The following is a 20,093-nucleotide window of genomic DNA, read 5'->3' on the forward strand; positions in this document are numbered from 1 at the left end:
AGCCGGGAGGGGGCGTGGGGGCGGAGCCCCCACATCGGGGGTCTGGGGGTCGCCCCCCAGGCAGAAATGACGAAGGAGTGACGGCGAGGAGCCCCCAGGGCTCCGAGCACGTCACTCCCAACTCCGAAGTGGGCCTAGGTGGACTTGAACCACCGGCCTCATCCTTATCAGGGATGCGCTCTAACCGACTGAGCTATAGGCCCGGAGTGTGCCGCCGCCCCTGGCGGCGCAACGAGAGGTTACCCCATCTGGGCGGACAACCGGAAATCGGTTGCCGGGCGGCGGCGGGGCGGGGCTACTCGGCCTCCTTGAGGGTGACCTCGACGCCGCCGACCAGGTCGGCGGCGAGGTTGTAGATGACGGAGCCGACCGTGGACAGGGCGGTGATGAGCATGACGTTCAGGGCGCCCACGAGGACGGTGTAGCCGAAGACGCGGAAGAAGGAGAACCAGTTGCCGGCGTCGACGCTGCCGGTGGTTTCGCCTTGTTCGCGGGTGAGGCTGTTGATCGTGTCGCTGATGGCGTCGAACACGCCGAGGCCAGCGAGGATCACGTACAGGACGATGACGGCGACGAGGAGGATGACGAAGCAGACCAGCGACATGACGAAGCTGAACTTCATCACCGACCACGGCTCGAGCCTGGCGAGCTGGAGCTGGGCCTTGCGGGCCGGTTTGGTGTTCGCGGGTTTGGCCGAGTTCGCCGGGGCGACGGCGGTGGACGACGGGCGGTCCTTCAGGACGGTGCCGGCGAAGCCGCGGCGGGTGCCGCCCGATGACGTGGGCTTGGAGGAGTTGCCGGGGGACGCGTTGAACGGCTTGCCGGCGCTCTCCGTACGTCCTGCAGAGACCGAACCGGACGGCTCGGCGGGTTTGGCCCAGCCCGCCGAGCCGGGGGACGCGGAGGGCGGGTCGTCGGCCGGGTCCTTGACCGGGGCGATCTCGGGGGTGCCGGCGTCCTTCGCCGGCTTCTCCTCCTCGATCTTGGCCAGGTCGATGCGGGTGGTGTCGGCGCTCGGCGAGCCCGGCTTCCCGTCGCCGTCCGGCGTGTCGAGGTCGACCGTCGTCTCGTCCCGCCCGGGCTTGGCGGACGCGGCGGCGACGGTCTTGGACGGCTTCGTCCCGGTCTTGGACGGCTCGGGCTCGGCGCCGGGCTTCTTGGCGGCGCCGCCCTTCCCCTGACCGGCCGCGCCGGGCGGACCGCCCTTGTTCTTGCCGGGCTCGGTGCTCACGTGTCGTCCTCCTGGCCTAGCGGCTCGGTGACGATGCAGAATACGTCACTCACCGTCGCCCCCTTCGCCGTCGTCCGAGTCCTCGATGGACTCTACGTTCCTCGCGATCGCCACGACGCTGTCCCCGTCCGCGAGGTTCATCAGGCGGACGCCCATGGTCTGCCTGCCGGACTGCTTGATCTCCGCGGCGGTGGTGCGGATCACGCCACCGTTCGACGTCATCGCGAACACCTCGTCGTCGGGGCCGACTATCAGCGCCCCTACCAACATCCCGCGCGATTCAACGATCTTAGCGGTGAGGACGCCCTTACCCCCACGACCCTGGAGAGGGTATTGGTCCACGGGAGTGCGCTTGGCGTAGCCGCCCCGGGTGGCCACCAGGACGTCGTCGGATCCGTTGTGGACGACGAGCATGTTGAGGACCTCCTGGTCCTCGTCGAAGCGCATGCCGATGACGCCGGACGTGGCGCGCCCCATCGGCCGCAGCGACTCGTCGTCGGCGCGGAACTTGATCGCCTGGGCGCCGGTGGAGACCATCAGCAGCCGGTCCTCGGCGGAGACGAGCCGGGCGGCGATCACCTCGTCGCCCTCGACGAGGTTGATGGCGATGATGCCGCCGGTGCGGGGCGAGTCGAAGTCGCGCAGCGCGGTCTTCTTGACGCGGCCCTTCTTCGTCCCGATGACGAGGTAGGGGGCGACGTCGTAGTCGCGGAGGTCCATCACCTGGGCGATGCGCTCGTCCGGCTGGAAGGCCAGCAGGTTCGCGACGTGCTGCCCGCGCGAGTCACGGCCGGCGTCCGGCAGCTCGTACGCCTTGGCCCGGTAGACGCGGCCCTTGTTGGTGAAGAACAGGATCCAGTTGTGCGTCGAGGTGACGAAGAACTGGTCGACGATGTCGTCCTGCTTCAGCTGCGCGCCGCGGACGCCCTTGCCGCCGCGCCGCTGCGCCCGGTACTGGTCGGTGCGGGTGCGCTTGGCGTAGCCGCCGCGGGTGATGGTGACGACGACGTCCTCTTCGGCGATGAGGTCCTCGTAAGAGACGTCCCCGTCGAACGGGACGATCTCGGTGCGGCGCTCGTCGCCGTACTTCTCGACGATGGGGGCGAGCTCGTCGCCGACGATCTGCCGCTGCCGGTCGGGCGAGGCGAGGATGTCGTTGTAGTCGGCGATCTCCGCCATGAGCTTGTCGTACTCGTCGGTGATCTGCTGGCGCTCCAGGGCGGCGAGCTTGCGCAGCTGCATGTCGAGGATGGCCTGCGCCTGGATCTCGTCGATCTCCAGCAGCCCCATCAGGCCCTGCTGCGCCTCCTGGGCGGACGGGGAGCGCCGGATGAGGGCGATGACCTCGTCGATCCGGTCGAGGGCCTTCAGCAGGGCGCGCAGGATGTGGGCGCGCTCCTCGGCCTTGCGGAGCAGGAACCGGGTGCGGCGGACGATGACTTCGACCTGGTGCGCGACCCAGTGCCGGACGAACTGGTCGATGCGCAGGGTGCGCGGCACGCCGTCGACCAGCGCGAGCATGTTCGCGCCGAACGTCTCCTGCAGCTGGGTGTGCTTGTACAGGTTGTTCAGGACGACCTTGGCGACGGCGTCGCGCTTCAGCACGATGACGAGGCGCTGCCCCGTCCGGCCGGACGTCTCGTCGCGGACGTCGGCGATGCCGTCGAGCTTGCCGTCCTTCACCAGGTCGGCGATCTTCAGCGCGAGGTTGTCCGGGTTGACCTGGTAGGGGAGTTCGGTGACGACGAGGCAGGTGCGGCCCTGGATCTCCTCGACGTCGACGACGGCCCGCATGGTGATGGAGCCGCGGCCGGTGCGGTACGCCTCCTCGATGCCCTTGCGGCCGACGATGAGGCCGGCGGTCGGGAAGTCCGGGCCCTTGATCCGCTCGATGAGCGCTTCGAGCAGCTCGTCGTCGGACGCGCCGTAGTTCTCCAGGTACCAGCGGACGCCGTCGGCGACCTCGCGCAGGTTGTGCGGCGGGATGTTCGTCGCCATCCCCACCGCGATGCCGGCGGACCCGTTGACCAGCAGGTTCGGGTACCGGGACGGCAGGACGTCCGGCTCCTGGGAGCGGCCGTCGTAATTGGGGGAGAAGTCGACGGTCTCCTTGTCGATGTCGCGCAGCAGCTCCATCGCGAGGGGCGCCATGCGGCACTCGGTGTACCGCATCGCCGCGGCGGGGTCGTTGCCGCGCGAGCCGAAGTTGCCGTTGCCGTCGACCAGCGGGTACCGCATCGACCAGGGCTGCGCGAGCCGGACGAGCGCGTCGTAGATGGCGGAGTCGCCGTGCGGGTGGTAGTTCCCCATGACGTCGCCGACGACGCGGGCGCACTTGAAGTAGCCCCGGTCGGGCCGGTAGCCGCCGTCGTACATCGCGTACAGGACCCGGCGGTGGACGGGCTTGAGCCCGTCGCGCACCTCGGGCAGCGCGCGCGCGACGATGACCGACATCGCGTAGTCGAGGTAGCTCTTCTGCATCTCGACCTGGATGTCGACCGGCTCGATCCGTTCGCCGGGGTGGCCGCCCTCTGTGGTCACGTCCGTCACTCTGAAGACCTCTTCTGCTCGATGGGAAGCTCAGCGGGTGGGATGTGCGCCTGCCTGCGGGAGCCCGGCCTGCGGGAGCCGCGGGAGCCGTGGCGGGCGGGAGCCCCGCCTGGCGCGCACATCAGATGTCGAGGAAGCGCACGTCCTTGGCGTTGCGCTGGATGAACTCCCTGCGGGGCTCGACCTCCTCGCCCATGAGCACGCTGAACAGCTCGTCCGCCTGGGCGGCGTCGTCCAGCTGGACCTGCAGCAGGACACGGTTGTCGGGGTCCATGGTGGTGTCCCACAGCTCGTTGGCGTTCATCTCGCCGAGGCCCTTGAAGCGCTGCACCTGGTCTCGGGGGCGGGGGTCGCGCTTGCCGGCGGCGATCCCGGCCTCGATGATCGCGTCGCGCTCGGCGTCGGAGAAGGCGTAGTCGGCGTCGGAGCCCCGCGCGTCCCACTTGATCTTGTAGAGCGGGGGCTGCGACAGGTAGACGTGCCCGGCCTCGATCAGCGGCTTCATGAACCGGAACAGCAGCGTCATCAGCAGCGTGTTGATGTGGTGGCCGTCGACGTCGGCGTCCGACATCAGGATGATCTTGTGGTAGCGGAGCTTGCTGATGTCGAACTCGTCGTGCACGCCGGTGCCGAGCGCCGTGATGATCGCCTGCACCTCGTTGTTCTTCAGGATCTTGTCGATCCTGGCCTTCTCCACGTTGAGGATCTTGCCGCGGATCGGGAGGATCGCCTGGAAGTGCGGGTTGCGGCCGCCCTTCGCGGAGCCGCCCGCCGAGTCGCCCTCGACGATGTACAGCTCGGACTTCGCCGGGTCGGTGGACTGGCAGTCCGACAGCTTGCCGGGCAGCGACGTCGACTCCAGCAGGCTCTTGCGGCGGGTCAGGTCGCGCGCCTGCCGCGCCGCGACCCGCGCGCGCGCCGCCTGCGACGCCTTGTTGATGATCTCCTTGGCCTCGCCCGGGTTCTCCTCGAACCAGTCGCGCAGGTAGACGTTGCAGGCCCGCTGCACGAACGACTTGGCCTCGGTGTTGCCGAGCTTGGTCTTGGTCTGCCCCTCGAACTGCGGGTCGGCCAGCTTGATGGAGATGATCGCGGTGAGGCCCTCGCGGACGTCCTCGCCGGTCAGGTTGTCGTCCTTCTCCCGCAGCAGGCCCTTGTCGCGGGCGTACCGGTTGACGATCGCGGTCAGCGCCGCCCGGAAGCCCTCCTCGTGGGTGCCGCCCTCCGCCGTGTTGATCGTGTTGGCGAAGGTGTGGACGGACTCGGCGTACGACGAGTTCCACTGCATGGCGATCTCGACCGACATGCCCTCGGTGTCGTCGGAGAAGTACACCACCGACTCGTGGACGGCGTCCTTGCGCGCGTTGATGTAGCGGACGAAGTCCTCGATGCCGCCCTCGTAGTGGTAGCGGACGACGTGCGGCTCGCCGTTGGAGTGGTCGGGGCGCTCGTCCCGCAGGGTGATGGCGAGGCCGCGGTTGAGGAACGCCATCTCCTGCATGCGGCGGGAGAGGGTCTCGAAGTTCCACTCGGTGGTCTCGAAGATCTCCGGGTCCGGCCAGAACCTGATGAGGGTGCCGGTCTCGTCGGTCTCCTCGCCCTTCTGGAGCTCCGCCTCGGGGCCGCGCCACGTGTACGACTGGCGCCACACGTGCCCGTTGCGGCGGACCTCGGCCTCCAGCCGGGTGGACAGCGCGTTCACCACGGACGAGCCGACACCGTGCAGACCGCCCGAGACCGCATAGGACTTGCCGTCGAACTTGCCGCCCGCGTGCAGCGTGGTGAACACCAGCTCAATGGCCGGACGTTTCTCCACAGGGTGCTCGCCGACGGGGATGCCGCGGCCGTTGTCGTCCACGCTCACACCGCCGTCGGCCAGCAGCGTCACCACGATGTTGTCGGCGTGGCCGGCCAGGGCCTCGTCGACCCCGTTGTCCACGATCTCGTAGACGAGGTGGTGCAGGCCGCGCTCGCCCGTCGAGCCGATGTACATGCCGGGGCGCTTGCGGACCGCCTCAAGCCCTTCAAGGACAGTGATCGAACTAGCGTCGTACGCCAAAAGAGATCCTCCTGCCGGGGATGTCTGCCGCTCCGCACCCGAGGGAGGCGCGATGTGCCCCGTAACACACATGGGGGCACCCGGTCACGCTCTGTTCGCCTTGGTCAGAGCCCGGGCGCCCCACGGCGGCGCAGCATCCTGAACCACCTACATTCTACCGGGTAGCGCGGCGAAAAGTGGCACTCACGAGCGCTGTGTGCGCGTGTGGCGGCCGATCGGGAGCGGAGCCACATCCCCCCATAGGTCCAGGGGGGTTCTCTGGCCTACGTGGCGCTGGCCGCTGAATCGGGCGGCCCGTCCGGCGAACAGATGTTCCCACCCGCCGCAGGCGTCCCACGGCGCGCCGAGGCCGCTGCGGGCTCAACGTACCCGCCACGCGCCCGTGCGGCGGGGGCCGGACGACGGGCCCACGACCTTCACCCGGCGGACGGTGCCGTGCCCGAGCTCCTCGTTCAGCCGCCGGACGAGAGTGGACGACAGCAGGCGCAGCTGCGTCGCCCACGTCGTGGAGTCGGCGGCGACGGTCAGCACGCCGTCCTCGAAGCGCTCCGGGCGGGTGTGCTCGGCGAGCTCGGCGCCGACGATGCCCGCCCAGTTGCCGAACACGCCGCCGACGGCCGCCCGCTGCTCCCAGCCGCGGGACGCCAGCAGGTCGCGGATCGCCGCGCCGAACAGCTTGGGGTCGCCGCCCCGCCCCGGCTCCCGGACCCGGACGACGCGTCCGGTGCCCTTGCGCCTGCCGTTCTGGCCGGGGAGGGTGCCGCGCTTCAGCGCGTCGGCCTTCGCCTGGGCGAGGGCCTCGCGGGCCAGCTCGATCCCCGACTTGGCCGGAGGCGCGGGGTCCGGAGCCCCGGCCGCGGCGCCTGCGGATCCGTTCTCGGGGGACTCGGGGGACTCGGAGGAGAGGTCATGCACATCCTGTGGATCATCACTCACGCGCTCGCCCCTTTCCGGTTCCGCTCGCGGGGTCTCCCGGACCGAACCACGCGCCGCTTAGGCCGGATGGCCGGCTTTCCATGGGTCAGTCCCGGACGACCTTGCCGTCGGAGACGGTATACGAGCCCCCTGTCAGTTCGGCGGGCACGTCCGCGGGGACGGCGGCCGTGATGAGGACCTGCTCGGCCGGCGCCACCATGTCGGCGAGCCGGCTGCGGCGGCCCGTGTCCAGCTCGGCGAACACGTCGTCCAGGATGAGGACGGGGTCGTCCCCGTCCGCGCGGAGCAGGTCGTAGGCCGCCAGCCGCAGCCCCAGGGCGAACGACCACGACTCGCCGTGGCTCGCGTAGCCGCGCGCCGGAAGCTCCCCCAGGCGCAGGACGAGCTCGTCCCTGTGAGGGCCGACGAGGCTCACACCCCGCTCCAGTTCCTGCTTGCGGTTCTCACCCACCGCGGCCATGAGCTGCTCGGCCAGTCGTCCACGGTCTGTGGACAACTCCACGTCCCCCAGCGAGCTCTTGTAGACGAGGTCGGCGGCACCGCTGTTCGGCGCAAGGGCCGCATACGCGCGCGCCACGAGAGGACGCAGGGCGTCGACCAGTCGCAGCCGCGCCGCCAGGAGCTCCGACCCGGTGCGCGCCAGGTGCGAATCCCACACGTCCAGGGTCGCGAGCACCTCGGCGCCGGGGGAGCGCCTGTGCGCGGCCGCCGACTTCAACAGGGCGTTGCGCTGCTTGAGGACGCGCTCATAGTCGGACCGCACCCCGGCGAACCGCGGCGCCCGCGCGGTGAGCAGCTCGTCCATGAAGCGGCGCCGCTCCCCCGGGTCGCCCTTCACGAGCGCGAGGTCCTCCGGGGCGAACAGCACCGTCCGCAGCATCCCCAGGATCTCGCGCGGCCTGGGGACGGGGGACCGGTTGAGCCGCGCCCGGTTCGCCTTGCCGGGGTTGATCTCAAGCTCGATCAGCGCCTTGCGGTCGTCCTTCACCACGCCCGCCCGGACGATCGCACGCGGCGCCCCGTGCCGGACGAGCGGCGCGTCCGTGGCCGCCCGGTGGCTGCTGTGCGAGGCCACGTACCCGATCGCCTCGACCAGGTTCGTCTTGCCCTGCCCGTTCGGGCCCACGAACGCCGTGACCCCGGGCTCGAGCGCGACCTCGGCGGCCGGGTACGACCGGAAGTCCTGCAGCGAAAGGTGGGCGACGTGCACGAGACACGAGCGTAGAGCCTCACCGGGCCCGATCGAGCCGCACAGCCCGGCAGGCGCGGCCCGGCAGGCGCGGCCCGGCGGCCGGCTGCGGCGCGGCTCGCCGGCCGCGGATGCGGGCGACCGGTCAGACCTTGGGAGGGGTGACGTCGGCGCCGGGGGAGTCGCCGTCGCCGGCGGCCGCCACCGCGTGGCCGCCGAACTGCTTGCGGAGCGCGGCGACGACGCGCATCGCGGGGGAGTCCTCCTGCCGGGACGCGAACCGCGCGAACAGCGAGGCGCTGATCGCGGGCAGCGGCACGGCGTACTGGACGGCGGCCTGCACCGTCCACCGCCCCTCGCCCGAGTCGTTGGCGTAGCCGCGCAGGTCGTCCAGCTCGGGGTCCTCGGCGAGCGCGCGGTTCAGCAGGTCGAGCAGCCACGACCGGATGACCGTGCCCTCCTGCCAGCTGAGGAACGTCTCCGGCACCCGCGTCACCAGGTCGCACGCCTGGATCAGCTCGAAGCCCTCGCCGAACGCCTGCATCATCGCGTACTCGATGCCGTTGTGGACCATCTTCACGTAGTGGCCCGCGCCGACCTTGCCCGCGTGGACGAAGCCGAACTCCCCCTCCGGCTTCAGCGTCTCGAAAATCGGCATCAGCCGCTTCACGTTGTCGTCGTCGCCGCCGACCATGAGCGCGTAGCCGTTCTCCAGGCCCCACACGCCGCCGCTCACACCGCAGTCGATGAACCCGATGCCCTTGGCCGCGAGCTCCTCGCCGTGCTTCAGGTCGTCCACATAGTGTGAATTGCCGCCGTCCACGACGAGGTCGCCGGACTGCAGGACCTCCCCCAGCTTGTGGATGGTCTCCGCGGTGGGCTCCCCGGCGGGCACCATCACCCACACGGCGCGCGGCGCGGACAGCCGCTCGACCAGCTCCTCCACCGACCCGACGTCGCTGACCTGCGGATCGCGGTCATAGCCGACGACAGTGTGGCCGCCGCGGCGCAGCCGCTCGGCCATGTTGCCGCCCATCTTGCCCAGGCCGATGATCCCAAGCTCCATGAAAGCTCACTCCCCTGTGCACAACTGGTCGTAATCGCGCGCCGCGAAGGCGGCTCCCCCGCGGTGGTCCCCTGCATGCCCCGGGGCATGCCCCAGGGCACGGTACTCATCCGGACAGCCGGACGGGCATGATCAGGTAACGGTAGTTCGGGTTCTCCCCGTCCTGCGGCGGCTTCCCGGTGAGGACGGCCGGCTTCGTCGGCGTCGTGAACGACAGCCGCGCCACGTCCGAGCCGATCGCCGACAGCCCGTCCAGGAGGAACGCGGGGTTGAACGCGATGTCGATGTCCTCGCCCTCCAGGGACGCCTCCAGGGCCTCCACGGCCTGGGCCTCGTCCCCGGTGCCCGCCTCCAGGACGACCTCGCCCTGGCTGAACGACAGCCGGACGGGCGTGTTCCGCTCCGCGACCAGCGAGACGCGCTTGACCGCCTCGATGAACGGCGCGGTCTGGACCTCGGCGAGGCCCGCGTACTCGCTCGGCAGCAGCGACCGGTACTTGACGAAGTCGCCGTCCAGCAGGCGGGACGTGGTGCGGCGGCCGCCGCCCGCGAAACCGATCATGCCTTCGCCGGTGCCGCCCGTCCCGCCGAGCGCGATCGACACCTCGGCGCCCGCGGTCAGCGACTTGGCGGTGTCGGCGAGCGTCCGCGCCGGGACGAGCGCGACGGCGGAGAAGTCGGGGCGCTCCGGCTTCCAGTGCAGCTCCCGGACGGCCAGGCGGTACCGGTCGGTGGACGCCAGCGTGACCGTCTCGCCCTCGATCTCCACCCGGACGCCGGTCAGCATCGGGATCGTGTCGTCCTTGCCGGCGGCGATCGCGACCTGGGAGACGGCGGCGGCGAACTCGTCGCTGCCGACCGACCCGGCGGCCGGCGGCATCTCCGGCAGCGTGGGGTAGTCCTCCACAGGCATGGTGAGGAGTGTGAACTTCGCGCTGCCGCAGCGGAGCATCACCTTCGCGCCGTCCGTCGTGACTTCCACAGGGTGGGGAGGGAGGCTGCGCGAGATCTCGGCGAGGAGGCGCCCGGAGACGAGGGCCGTCCCAGCCTCCTCCACATCGATCTCCGTGGACACCTGGGCGGAGACCTCGTAATCGAACGCGGACAGCTTCAGCCGGTCGTCGTTGCCCTCGCCCCCGGCGACGAGGTGCATGCCCGCGAGGACGGGCACCGGGGGACGGACGGGGAGTGTGCGCGCGGTCCACGCGACGGCGTCGGCCAAGGCGTCTCTGTCGATGCGGAACTTCAACGGGACCAGCCTCCTGCAGGTGTCGGACAAGGGTGAGGTGATCTCTGCCGGGCCGGGGAGCTCGCGGCACGTTGTCCCCAGGCCCTGACTTGAGATGGATCTTTTCTTGAGTAGAGAAGTAGTGCAGTACAAGTAATAGGGGCCGTGGATAGTGTGGACAGAGCAAGTTTTCGCAGGTCAGACCCCGTTTCTCTGTCCACTGGGGCTGTGCACGGGCGGTGGACGGCGCGAGGGCGCCTGGGGACGGCGAAACCGTCCCCACACGTCATCCTCATGTCATCCCCCGGTTTTCCACGAGTTCTCCACGGGTATGGCACCGGGTTCGGCGGCCTGTGTACAGAGGACGCGTGATCGCGGGGCCCGCCCACAGGCCCGTCCCCAAGGCGTCCCCAGGTCGTCCACCGGTTTTCCCCAGGGCGGCGGCGCGGGGCGCACAGCCGGTCCACATCCGTCCACTCTTCATCCTCAGCTTTTCCAGCGGTTGCCCACCGGGTTATCCACGAAAATCCCCAGGGTTTTCCACAACCTGTGAGTAGCCGCTTCGGTTCTCTGGGGAAGCGCGCATTTTGTCGGCTCTTTGCCTTCGACAGGGTGTGGACGGCCGGGCGGAGCCTCGTCCACAGGGGTGCCACGGAGCTGTCCACAGTGTGTACGACGCGGGGCGTCAGCGCTTGCGGGCCTGGTGCTTGATGCGCCCGGTCAGCTCGGTGACCTGGTTGTAGATGGCGCGGCGCTCGGCCATCAGCGACCGGATCTTGCGCTCGGCGTGCATCACGGTGGTGTGGTCGCGTCCCCCGAACTGCTGCCCGATCTTGGGGAGGGACAGCTCGGTCAGCTCGCGGCACAGGTACATCGCGATCTGCCGGGCGGTGACGAGCATCCGGGAGCGGGACGGCCCGCACAGGTCCTCGATCGTCGTCCCGAAGTACTCGACCGTCTGCGCCATGATCATCGCGGCGGTGATCTCGGGGCCGGAGTCGTTGGGGATCAGGTCCTTGAGGACGATCTCCGCGAGCTTCATGTCGACCGACTGCCGGTTCAGGCTCGCGAACGCCGTCACCCGGATCAGCGCGCCCTCCAGCTCCCGGATGTTCGTCGCGATCTGCGACGCGATGAACTCCAGCACGTCCGGCGGCGCGGCGAGGCCCTCCTGGCGGGCCTTCTTCTGCAGGATCGCGATGCGCGTCTCCAGCTCCGGCGGCTGGACGTCGGTCGTCAGGCCCCACTCGAACCGGTTGCGGAGCCGGTCCTCCAGGGTGACCAGCTCCTTCGGCGGACGGTCGCTGGAGATCACGATCTGCTTGCTGGCGTTGTGGAGCGTGTTGAAGGTGTGGAAGAACTCCTCCTGCGTCTGCTCCTTGCCCTCAAGGAACTGGATGTCGTCGACGAGGAGGATGTCGACGTCCCGGTACCGGCGGCGGAACCCGTCCGCCTTTCCGTCGCGAATCGAGTTGATGAAGTCGTTCGTGAACTCTTCGGAACTCACGTAGCGCACACGGGCCCCGTTGAAGAGGCTCTGCGCGTAATGCCCGATCGCGTGGAGCAGGTGCGTCTTGCCGAGGCCGGAGTCGCCGTAGACGAACAGCGGGTTGTACGCCTTGGCGGGCTGCTCGGCGACCGCGACGGCCGCTGCGTGCGCGAACCGGTTGGACGAGCCGATGACGAACGTCTCGAACGTGTACTTGGGGTTCAGCCTGGCGTGCTCGGACGCGCCGGCCCCCGGCGCGGAGGCGGGGGCTCCGGAGCCGTCGTCGTCGCGGAACTCGCCCCGGTAGGGCTCCTCGCCGCGGTACTGCTGCTCGCCGCCCGTGAACTCCGCGGACTGGTAGTCGTCCGCGTGCCCGAGCGGCGTCTCGCTCCCGCCGCCGTGCTGGGGTTCGTGGCCCTGCTGCTCCGCGCGGCCGCGGAGCGGGCCCAGCGTGCGGTCGTTCAGGTGGGAGTGCGGCGGGCGTCCCGGCGCGGCCTCGCCGCCGAAGCCTTCCTGGCCCCCATGGCCGGGGAAGGGGCGGCCTTCGTACGGGCCTCGTCCCCCTGGCCCCGTCCCGTAGGAGGGAGGACGCGGGGCGGGGGGATACGTTCCGCGGTCGTCATCCGCAGCCTGTGGATAACCTCCGGGCGGACCGGGGCTGTGGGTAACTCCCGACTGCGGCCGGTACCCCTGGTCCCCGTAGGACTGGTCGTTGTACGGCTGCTCCGGGTAGGGGCGCTCGGACCTCTCCCCATAAGACTCGCCATAAGACGAGTCGCCGTTGTTGTAGGGGCGGTCCCTGTCGCGGTCGTCCTGGGGCCGTTCCCCGTAGGACTCGCCGTAGGAAGAAGGTGAGTCATGCGCGCCGGGCCCGGGAACCGGTGCGGAAAGCGGCTCACCGGAGCGGGAGCCGGGGCCGGTCGCGGGGCCGCCGGAGGACGCCGCCGGCGGCTCCGGCTGGACGGTCACCGCGACGCGGATCTCCCTGCCCAGCTCGCGGGAAAGGGCCTGCGTGATGAGGTTCCGGAGGCGTGTCTCCAGCGCGTCCTTGGCGAACTCGTTGGGCGCGGCCAGCAGCGCCGTCCCCTCGACGAGCGCCAGCGGGCGGACCATCGGCAGCCATGCGCGATAGCTCGGAGACAGATCGCTCTCGGACAGTGCCGTGAGGGTGCGGGCCCAGACCGATCCGAGATCCTGACCGTCCATGCGCAAGGTCCCCCTCCCACCGACTCCGCCGTACGGAGTACCTGACTACCCGGCTCTCCCACGGGACACGACACGCCTCTCAGGGCACGACCGCGACGCGGAAGCCTTACTCTCTCACGAGTTGTCCACAGAGTTGTCCACATGCTGTGCATAGGCATGCGGCACCTGTGTAAAACCCGTGGGACGGGTCTCTGGAATGCGGGGTCGGGAATGGTCCGGCTTTCGCGCGGCCGGTACGGGGTGGTTCTGGAACGGGGGCTCGAGAGGCAGAAGACCGACATCAGATCGTCGAGTTCATCGAAGGAGCGTCGGCTCGCCCAGACGACCTTAACCGGTGCCGCCCCCACCCGCAACATGAACCTCACCCCCTTCCACAGCACCGCGCGACCGGTGCGCGGGGCGGCGCGAGATCCCCGCCCGGGCGGGCGCGGAGGGGCGCTCCGTTTGACCGCGTGGCCGGGGAGCCCGTAACGTGCTGAGGTCGAGTCGCATCGACGGAGATGCCGCGTGCCCGCCGGCAGCCCCTCCAGGCGAGTCCGGGTGGGCCCCCGCTGCGGGGGACCGGACGCGGCCCTCGACGCATCGAGACTCACGACCGTTACCGAACGACCGCAGCACTGGAGCCTCAAGTGAGCAAGCGTACTTTCCAGCCGAACAACCGTCGTCGCCACAAGAAGCACGGCTTCCGGCTGCGGATGCGCACGCGCGCCGGCCGCGCGATCCTGGCGAGCCGGCGCAGCAAGGGCCGCGCCCGCATCGCGGTCTGACCACCTGACCTGTGCTGCCGTCCGGCAACCGGATGCGGCGGCGGGACGACTTCACGCTGGCCGTCCGGCGCGGTCGCCGCGCCGGACGGCCGACTGTCGTGGTGCATCTGCTGCGGCGGGACGAGGCGCCCGCGGCGGACGCCCCGCCGCTGGTGGGGTTCATCGTGGCGCGCACCGTCGGCAACGCCGTCGTCCGCAACACCGTGCGGCGCCGCCTCCGCCACCTGATGCGCCCGCACCTCGACCGGCTCCCAGCGGGTAGCCTGCTCGTAGTGCGCGCCAACCCCCGCGCGGGAGCGGCGCGTCCAGACGAACTGGCCGCGGATCTGGAGTCGGCGCTCGACCGGCTGCTGCGGCCCGCGTCCAAGGGGCGAAGATGAGGAGTCGGCAGGGGACCGCGTCCCCCGCACAGCACGAGACGGGCCGTCCGGGTCCCGTCGCGGCCGTGCTGATCCTTCTCGTCCGCGCCTACCGCCGCTTCTTGAGTCCCCTGCTCGGGCAGCAGTGCCGATTCCATCCCACCTGCAGTGCGTACGGCCTGGAGGCGCTCCAGGTGCACGGGGCGCTGCGGGGCACATGGCTCACGGCCCGCCGGATCGGGCGGTGCCATCCGTTCAACCCCGGGGGTCACGACCCGGTGCCGCCGAAGAGGACGGCCGGAAGAACCGGACCGGCGGGAGCGGCCGATTCGGCCGCACCGGCCGGAACGGCGGAAAAAGTCGCCTCTGGGGAATCCGTAGAGACCGGTGATTCGTTCTCACAGGGAACGTCCGTCTTCTCCGGGGATTCCGAGGGGACGACCCCTCCCCGGCGAACCGCGGCGGCCCCCTCGAACTCCGGCCGCGAGGAGAGCGGCCACGCCCTAGCAGAGCCCAAGGAGCTGCCCGGTGCTTGATTGGTTGTACGAGATCGTCTCTCAGCTCATCGTGTGGATCCACACGGGGCTCAGCACGGTCGTCCCCAAGGACAGCGGATGGGCGTGGGGCGGTTCGATCATCCTGCTCACCGTCCTGCTGCGGCTCATCCTCGTCCCGCTCTTCGTGAAGCAGATCCACGCTTCGCGGAAGATGCAGGAACTGAACCCGAAGGTTCAGGCGCTGCGGAAGAAGTACAAGAACGACAAGCAGCGCCTCAACCAGGAGGTCATGAAGCTCTACCAGGAGAACGGCGCCAACCCGCTGTCGGGCTGCCTGCCGCTCCTGGTGCAGATGCCGATCTTCATCGGGCTGTTCCAGACGCTGAAGCGGATCTCGGACGCCAAGCCGGGGCAGAGCGTCTTCGCCGTCTCCTCCGACCTGGTCGCGAGCGCGCAGAACGCCAACATCTTCGGCGCCCACATCCCCGACACGTTCCTGAACGCGTGGGGCGCCGACCCCAAGAGCTGGACCGCGATCATCGTCACCGGCATCGCCGTGGTGATCAGCTCCTGCACGACGTTCTTCACCGTCCGGGCCAGCATGAAGCGGCAGCCGGTCACCGACGACTCGAACCCGATGATGCAGGCGCAGAAGATGATGGTCTTCTTCGCGCCGCTGTTCGGCCTGTTCGGCCTCGGCTTCCCGCTGGGCGTGCTGATGTACTGGGTGACGTCCAACAGCTGGACGCTGGCGCAGCAGCACTACATCTACAAGAAGTACCCGCCGCCCGGCACCGACGGCGAGGCCGCGACGACCACCACCGCGAAGGCCGGCGGCGCCAAGACGGCCGGGGCGAAGTCTTCGAAGTCGACGGGGTCGAAGACGGCCGGTTCGAAGGCGGGCGCCAGGGCGGCCGCGTCCAAGAACGGCCAGAGCCCGTCCGGCGCGAGGGCCAAGGCGAGGCTGAAGAAGGAGCCGGAGCCGGCGCCCGAGCCGGAGGCCAAGCCGAAGGTCGTGCGCAACCAGCCGACCCGTAAGCCGCGCAGCAAGCGCAGCGGCACCCAGAAGCGCTAGTTTGAACCCCGAGCACGTGCCGGAGAAGGAGACCCCGTTGAGCCAGACCGACACCACCGAGGTCGACGTCCAAGCGCTCGAACAGGAAGGCGAGATCGCCGCCGACTACATCGAGGGCCTGCTGGACATCGGTGACTACGACGGCGACATCGACATGGACGTCGAGGGCGAGCGCGCGATCGTCGCCGTCGTCGGTGCGTCCCTGGACGAGCTGGTCGGCAAGCGCGGCGAGGTCCTGGAGGCGCTGCAGGAGCTGACCCGGCTGGCCGTCCACCGGCAGACCGGCAACCGCACCCGCCTCATGCTCGACATCGGCGGCTACCGGGAGCGCCGCCGCGCCGAGCTCACCAAGCTCGGGACGGACGTCGCGGACGAGGTCAAGCAGGCCGGCGAGCCGAAGCCGCTCGCCCCGATGACCCCGTTCGAGCGCAAGATCGTCCACGACGCGGTGGCCGCGGCGGGCCTGCGCAGCGAGTCCGAGGGCGAGGAGCCCGACCGGTACGTCGTCGTCTACCCCGCCTGACCCCCGGCTCCACCGCTTTCAGGCGGTCGGCCGGGCTTTAGGCCGGCCCGTGTCGGGTCGGCCGGCGAACTTTCGAGCGGCCCCGGTGCCCGCGCATCCACGCGGCACCGGGGCCGCTTTATGCGCGCGAAATTTATGCGCGCGAAGCCCTTGGCGTGCGGGGTCAAGGTATGCAGGGGTCCCGGGTGTGCGGGGCTTCGGGTTAGAAGAGCAGGCCCCACCCGCCCGGGGGCGGACCGCTTACCTCCATGGTCAAGCACCCGCAGGCGCAGGGACGGAGAACGGTGAACTGTGGATAACCGGTCACCACGGGAAGGGCCCCGCGCCCTGGCCGGCGCGGGGCCCCTGGAGCTCGGTGTGCACCGCCGCCCTGGCACACCGAGCAGGTACCCGAGTCCGTGTTATCGACGAGCGGTGCGCCTCCACCTGCGGCGTTGCGGGATGCGGTCGCCGGAGTCCACGACGGACGGGCGGTTCTCCTCCGCCGGGTCCTGAGCGTGCGCGGGGTCCTGGGCGAACGCCGGGTCCTGCGCGACGTGGCCGTGCGTGACGCCTTCGTCCGCCGGATGTTCGATCACCCGTTCGACTCGCTGGGCCGGACGCCCCATGGGGGCGGGGTCCTCGATGATGTGCTCTTCGCGGACGATGGTGCCGGGCTCGTCGCCGTACGCGGGGTCGACGCCGACGACTCGGCCGGCGGCACGCCGCGGCCGCGTGTATTTGAGGGTGAAGCCCATGCTGACCAGCCCCACCAGAATCAGGATCCAGCCGACCAGGTGGATGTCGACGCCACTGAGGTCGACGCGCAGGGCGAACGCGAGGATCGCGCCCACGGCGATGAATGCGAGACTGACTCCGATTCCCATTGTCGGAGCTCCTTCCGGGGGGACGGTCGGGCGACACCGCACCCCTACCCGGCGAGTCTCGAATATGCCGAGGGGTCATGTGTTTCTTGCCATAGCGCAAGGTCTGCCCGTCCAGCCGCCCGAACTCATCCACAGGGACGTTTCAGATGTACGAGGCCGCCCCGTCATGTGGAACGATTCGTCTGGTGGGGAGTGCACGTGAGGTATTCGGGGACGCGCTGCCGGTCGCGGAGCGTTATGCGGCGTTCCTCGCGGACGCCGGGGTCGAACGCGGGCTCATCGGGCCGCGCGAGGTCGACCGGCTCTGGGAACGCCACCTGATCAACTGTGCGGTGGTGTCCGAGGCCGTCCCGCCGAACGCGCACGTGGTGGACATCGGCTCCGGTGCCGGGCTGCCCGGCATCGTCCTCGCGATCGTCCGGCCCGACCTGCGGATCACCCTGCTGGAGCCGCTGCTGCGCCGCACCACTTTCCTGGAAGAGTGCGTCCAGATGCTCGAGCTGAAGAACGTCGAGGTGCGCCGGGCCCGGGCGGAGGAAGTAGCCAAGGAGTTCTCGGTGGAAGTGGCCACGGCGCGCGCCGTCGCGCCCCTCGAACGCCTTGCGAAATGGGCCCTTCCGCTGCTGCGCCCGGGCGGGGAACTCCTCGCGCTCAAGGGGGAACGGGCCAAGGCTGAGCTGGACGAGGCGGCGCCCGTGCTGAAGCGGCTCGGGGCGCGCTCGACGGAACTGCTGCAAGTCGGTCGCGGTATGGTCGACCCGCCGACAACACTCGTCCGTGTGGTCGCCGGCCGAGGAGAGGTTGTCGGGCGACGACAGCGCGCCCCCCGGCGTGCAAAAGGGTCGAGGAAGAGGTCTTCATGAGCACGGGACCAGGACTGGGCCGGCCTGACCGCGCCGACGAAACCCCCGACGAGCAGCCGTCCGGCCTGGGCGGATCCGGCGCGGACGAGGGGATGCAGGCGCCGTCCACCGGTGGGACGCAGGGAGTCCCAGGCCCGGAGACCCCACCCTCCGGGCACGCGATGTGGAGTACAACGACGTCCGGGACCGCGGAGAACGTCGGATATGTTCCGACGAACGCCGGCGCACATCCGCCGGGGCCGCGCAAGGGACCGAATCAGGGGGAGTCAGAACTCGTGCGCGAGGCGCTCAAGGACGCCAAGGTTTCACATGAAACAGCGGTGACCGCGCTCAAGGCCATGTCCGGCCGCAGGGAACGGGAGTGGCCGCGGCCGGACCGATGCCGCGTGATCACCATCGCCAACCAGAAGGGCGGCGTGGGCAAGACCACCAGTTCGGTGAACCTCGCCGCGTCCCTCGCCATGCACGGGGCGCAGGTGCTCGTGGTCGACCTCGACCCGCAGGGCAACGCGTCCACCGCGCTCGGCGTCGAGCACCACGCGGAGGTCCCGTCGATCTACGACGTGCTGATCGAGGACATGGCGCTGGCCGACATCGTCGTCAAGGCGCCGGAGATCCCCAACCTGTACTGCGCGCCCGCGACGCTCAACCTGGCGGGCGCCGAGATCGAACTCGTCTCCAAGGTGGCCCGCGAGTCACGGCTTCGGCGGGCACTCGACGCCTACGAGACCGAAAAGTTCGACTATGTGCTGATCGACTGCCCGCCGTCCCTGGGCCTGCTCACGGTGAACGCGCTCGTGGGCGGGGACGAACTGCTCATCCCGATCCAGTGCGAGTACTACGCGCTGGAGGGGCTCGGCCAGCTGATCCGCACCGTGGATCTCGTCAAGGCCCACCTGAACCCGAAGCTGAAGGTGTCGACGATCCTGCTCACGATGTACGACGCCCGGACGCGCCTCGCCGCGCAGGTCGCCGAGGACGTCCGGAACCACTTCGGAAACGTCGTCCTCAACACGGTGATCCCCCGCAGCGTGCGGGTTTCGGAGGCCCCGAGCTACGGGCAGTCCGTCATGACCTACGACCCCGGATCGAGCGGCGCGCTCGCCTACAGCGAGGCCGCCTCGGAGATGGCCCACGGAGGAGCTGTCCAGTGAGCCAGCAGCGACGCGGTCTGGGCAAGGGGCTCGGTGCCCTCATCCCCACCGCTCCGCCCCCGACGTCGGACGGATCCGGCAGTTCGAACGAGCCCGGGTTTCCGGGCGGCCCTGTCGCGAACGGGGCCGCCGCCCCCGGCCCGGCTCTCGAACCGGTCGCCGGCGCCCACTTCGCGGAGCTGCCCGTCGGGTCCATCACGGTCAACCCGCGCCAGCCGCGCGAGCACTTCGACGAGCAGGCACTGCAGGAGCTGGCCGAGTCGATCAGCATCGTCGGACTGCTGCAGCCGATCGTCGTCCGCAAGGCGGCGTCGGACGAGCACGACTACGAGCTCATCATGGGCGAGCGCCGGTGGCGGGCGTCCAAGATGGCCGGTCTGGACGTCATCCCGGCGATCGTCCGCGACACCGGCGACAACGATCTGCTCCGTGACGCGCTCATGGAGAACCTGCACCGCCAGCAGCTCAATCCGCTGGAGGAGGCCGCCGCATACCAGCAGCTGCTGCAGGACTTCGGCGCCACCCACGAGCAACTCGCCGGACGTATCGGCCGGTCGCGTCCGCACATCACCAACACGCTCCGGCTGCTGAACCTGCCGCCTGCCGTGCAGCGCCGGGTGGCCGCCGGAGTGCTGTCCGCCGGCCACGCCCGTGCCCTGCTTTCCCTCGACAGCGTCGAGGCTCAGGAACACCTGGCGCAGCGGATCGTCCAGGAGGGCCTCTCCGTCCGCGCGCTGGAGGAGATGATCGCCCTCCGCGAGGTGGAGGACGAGCCGAAGGCGCCACGGCAGGGCCGCCGGAAGAAGCCGATCGCCCCCGGCCTGAAGGAGCTCGCCGACCGCCTCTCCGATCGGTACGAGACGAAGGTCCGCGTGGACATGGGCCGCAACAAGGGCAAGATCGTGGTCGAGTTCGCCACACTCGAAGACCTCGACCGCATCATCAAGTCGATGGCCCCGGATGACGACGGCGTGGGCGACGTCTGATACCGCCCACGAAGCGCCCCGGAAGCCTCGGCTCCGGGGCGCTTCTTTG

General features: G+C 70.0%; 16 protein-coding genes, 1 tRNA gene and 1 pseudogene. 8 read left to right on the forward strand and 10 right to left on the reverse strand.

Annotation, left to right across the window (positions count from 1 at the left end):
* Window positions 1-129: 129 nt before the first annotated feature.
* The 9 genes from ACIWVC_RS23075 to dnaA all read right to left on the reverse strand — a co-directional run bounded on the left by ACIWVC_RS23075 (window position 130) and on the right by dnaA (window position 12,954).
* Window positions 130-203: transfer RNA gene (locus tag ACIWVC_RS23075), tRNA-Ile, on the reverse strand.
* 92 nt (window positions 204-295) lie between these two features.
* The gene (locus ACIWVC_RS23080; protein ID WP_396450238.1) at window positions 296-1,231 is read right to left on the reverse strand and encodes a DUF3566 domain-containing protein; all 936 of its coding nucleotides are present in this window, start codon (window positions 1,229-1,231) and stop codon (window positions 296-298) included.
* A 45-nt stretch (window positions 1,232-1,276) separates the two neighbouring features.
* Window positions 1,277-3,781 carry a DNA gyrase subunit A gene (gene gyrA, locus ACIWVC_RS23085; RefSeq protein WP_396450240.1) on the reverse strand — a complete coding sequence of 835 codons (2,505 nt, stop codon included), beginning with the start codon at window positions 3,779-3,781 and terminating at the stop codon, window positions 1,277-1,279.
* 121 nt (window positions 3,782-3,902) lie between these two features.
* The gene (gene gyrB / locus ACIWVC_RS23090) at window positions 3,903-5,840 is read right to left on the reverse strand and encodes a DNA topoisomerase (ATP-hydrolyzing) subunit B (RefSeq protein WP_396450242.1); all 1,938 of its coding nucleotides are present in this window, start codon (window positions 5,838-5,840) and stop codon (window positions 3,903-3,905) included.
* Between the two features lie 360 nt (window positions 5,841-6,200).
* Window positions 6,201-6,776, reverse strand: coding sequence for a DUF721 domain-containing protein (locus ACIWVC_RS23095; RefSeq protein WP_396454561.1), 576 nt, complete (start codon window positions 6,774-6,776; stop codon window positions 6,201-6,203).
* An 85-nt stretch (window positions 6,777-6,861) separates the two neighbouring features.
* Complete coding sequence (gene recF, locus ACIWVC_RS23100; protein WP_396450246.1) at window positions 6,862-7,986, reverse strand: DNA replication/repair protein RecF; 1,125 nt, start codon at window positions 7,984-7,986, stop codon at window positions 6,862-6,864.
* A gap of 124 nt (window positions 7,987-8,110) precedes the next feature.
* Window positions 8,111-9,031 carry a phosphogluconate dehydrogenase (NAD(+)-dependent, decarboxylating) gene (gene gnd / locus ACIWVC_RS23105; RefSeq protein ID WP_396450248.1) on the reverse strand — a complete coding sequence of 307 codons (921 nt, stop codon included), beginning with the start codon at window positions 9,029-9,031 and terminating at the stop codon, window positions 8,111-8,113.
* A 106-nt stretch (window positions 9,032-9,137) separates the two neighbouring features.
* Window positions 9,138-10,280, reverse strand: coding sequence for a DNA polymerase III subunit beta (gene dnaN / locus ACIWVC_RS23110; RefSeq protein WP_396450250.1), 1,143 nt, complete (start codon window positions 10,278-10,280; stop codon window positions 9,138-9,140).
* Window positions 10,281-10,944: 664 nt separating this feature from the next.
* Window positions 10,945-12,954, reverse strand: a complete 2,010-nt coding sequence (dnaA, locus tag ACIWVC_RS23115; RefSeq protein WP_396450251.1) for a chromosomal replication initiator protein DnaA — start codon at window positions 12,952-12,954, stop codon at window positions 10,945-10,947.
* A gap of 629 nt (window positions 12,955-13,583) precedes the next feature.
* Here dnaA and rpmH point away from each other — a divergent pair.
* The 5 genes and pseudogenes from rpmH to ACIWVC_RS23140 all read left to right on the forward strand — a co-directional run bounded on the left by rpmH (window position 13,584) and on the right by ACIWVC_RS23140 (window position 16,175).
* Complete coding sequence (rpmH, locus tag ACIWVC_RS23120; RefSeq protein ID WP_396450253.1) at window positions 13,584-13,721, forward strand: 50S ribosomal protein L34; 138 nt, start codon at window positions 13,584-13,586, stop codon at window positions 13,719-13,721.
* Window positions 13,722-13,732: 11 nt separating this feature from the next.
* A complete protein-coding gene (gene rnpA, locus ACIWVC_RS23125) occupies window positions 13,733-14,101 on the forward strand; it encodes a ribonuclease P protein component (protein ID WP_396450255.1) in 369 nt (122 codons plus the stop codon).
* A pseudogene (gene yidD / locus ACIWVC_RS23130) lies at window positions 14,098-14,409 on the forward strand (membrane protein insertion efficiency factor YidD); the annotation flags it as partial. The gene rnpA and the pseudogene yidD, both read left to right, overlap by 4 nt.
* A gap of 199 nt (window positions 14,410-14,608) precedes the next feature.
* A complete protein-coding gene (gene yidC, locus ACIWVC_RS23135; RefSeq protein ID WP_396454562.1) occupies window positions 14,609-15,652 on the forward strand; it encodes a membrane protein insertase YidC in 1,044 nt (347 codons plus the stop codon).
* Window positions 15,653-15,689: 37 nt separating this feature from the next.
* Window positions 15,690-16,175 carry a R3H domain-containing nucleic acid-binding protein gene (locus tag ACIWVC_RS23140; protein WP_089327667.1) on the forward strand — a complete coding sequence of 162 codons (486 nt, stop codon included), beginning with the start codon at window positions 15,690-15,692 and terminating at the stop codon, window positions 16,173-16,175.
* A 401-nt stretch (window positions 16,176-16,576) separates the two neighbouring features.
* On the opposite strand, the gene ACIWVC_RS23145 is transcribed toward ACIWVC_RS23140, so the two are convergent.
* The gene (locus ACIWVC_RS23145; protein WP_396450258.1) at window positions 16,577-17,041 is read right to left on the reverse strand and encodes a DUF6458 family protein; all 465 of its coding nucleotides are present in this window, start codon (window positions 17,039-17,041) and stop codon (window positions 16,577-16,579) included.
* A gap of 146 nt (window positions 17,042-17,187) precedes the next feature.
* Between ACIWVC_RS23145 and rsmG the strand changes: the two genes are divergently transcribed.
* The 3 genes from rsmG (at window position 17,188) to ACIWVC_RS23160 (ending at window position 20,044) form a co-directional block, all read left to right on the forward strand.
* Entirely contained in the window at window positions 17,188-17,904 is a 717-nt protein-coding gene (rsmG, locus tag ACIWVC_RS23150) for a 16S rRNA (guanine(527)-N(7))-methyltransferase RsmG (protein ID WP_396454563.1), read from the forward strand.
* A gap of 275 nt (window positions 17,905-18,179) precedes the next feature.
* Window positions 18,180-19,058 carry a ParA family protein gene (locus ACIWVC_RS23155; RefSeq protein ID WP_396454564.1) on the forward strand — a complete coding sequence of 293 codons (879 nt, stop codon included), beginning with the start codon at window positions 18,180-18,182 and terminating at the stop codon, window positions 19,056-19,058.
* Complete coding sequence (locus ACIWVC_RS23160) at window positions 19,055-20,044, forward strand: ParB/RepB/Spo0J family partition protein (protein ID WP_396450262.1); 990 nt, start codon at window positions 19,055-19,057, stop codon at window positions 20,042-20,044. Before ACIWVC_RS23155 ends, ACIWVC_RS23160 begins: the two co-directional genes overlap by 4 nt.
* The last annotated feature ends 49 nt before the right edge of the window (window positions 20,045-20,093 follow it).

This window comes from Actinomadura sp. (assembly GCF_044508335.1).
Lineage (GTDB): Bacteria > Actinomycetota > Actinomycetes > Streptosporangiales > Streptosporangiaceae > Spirillospora.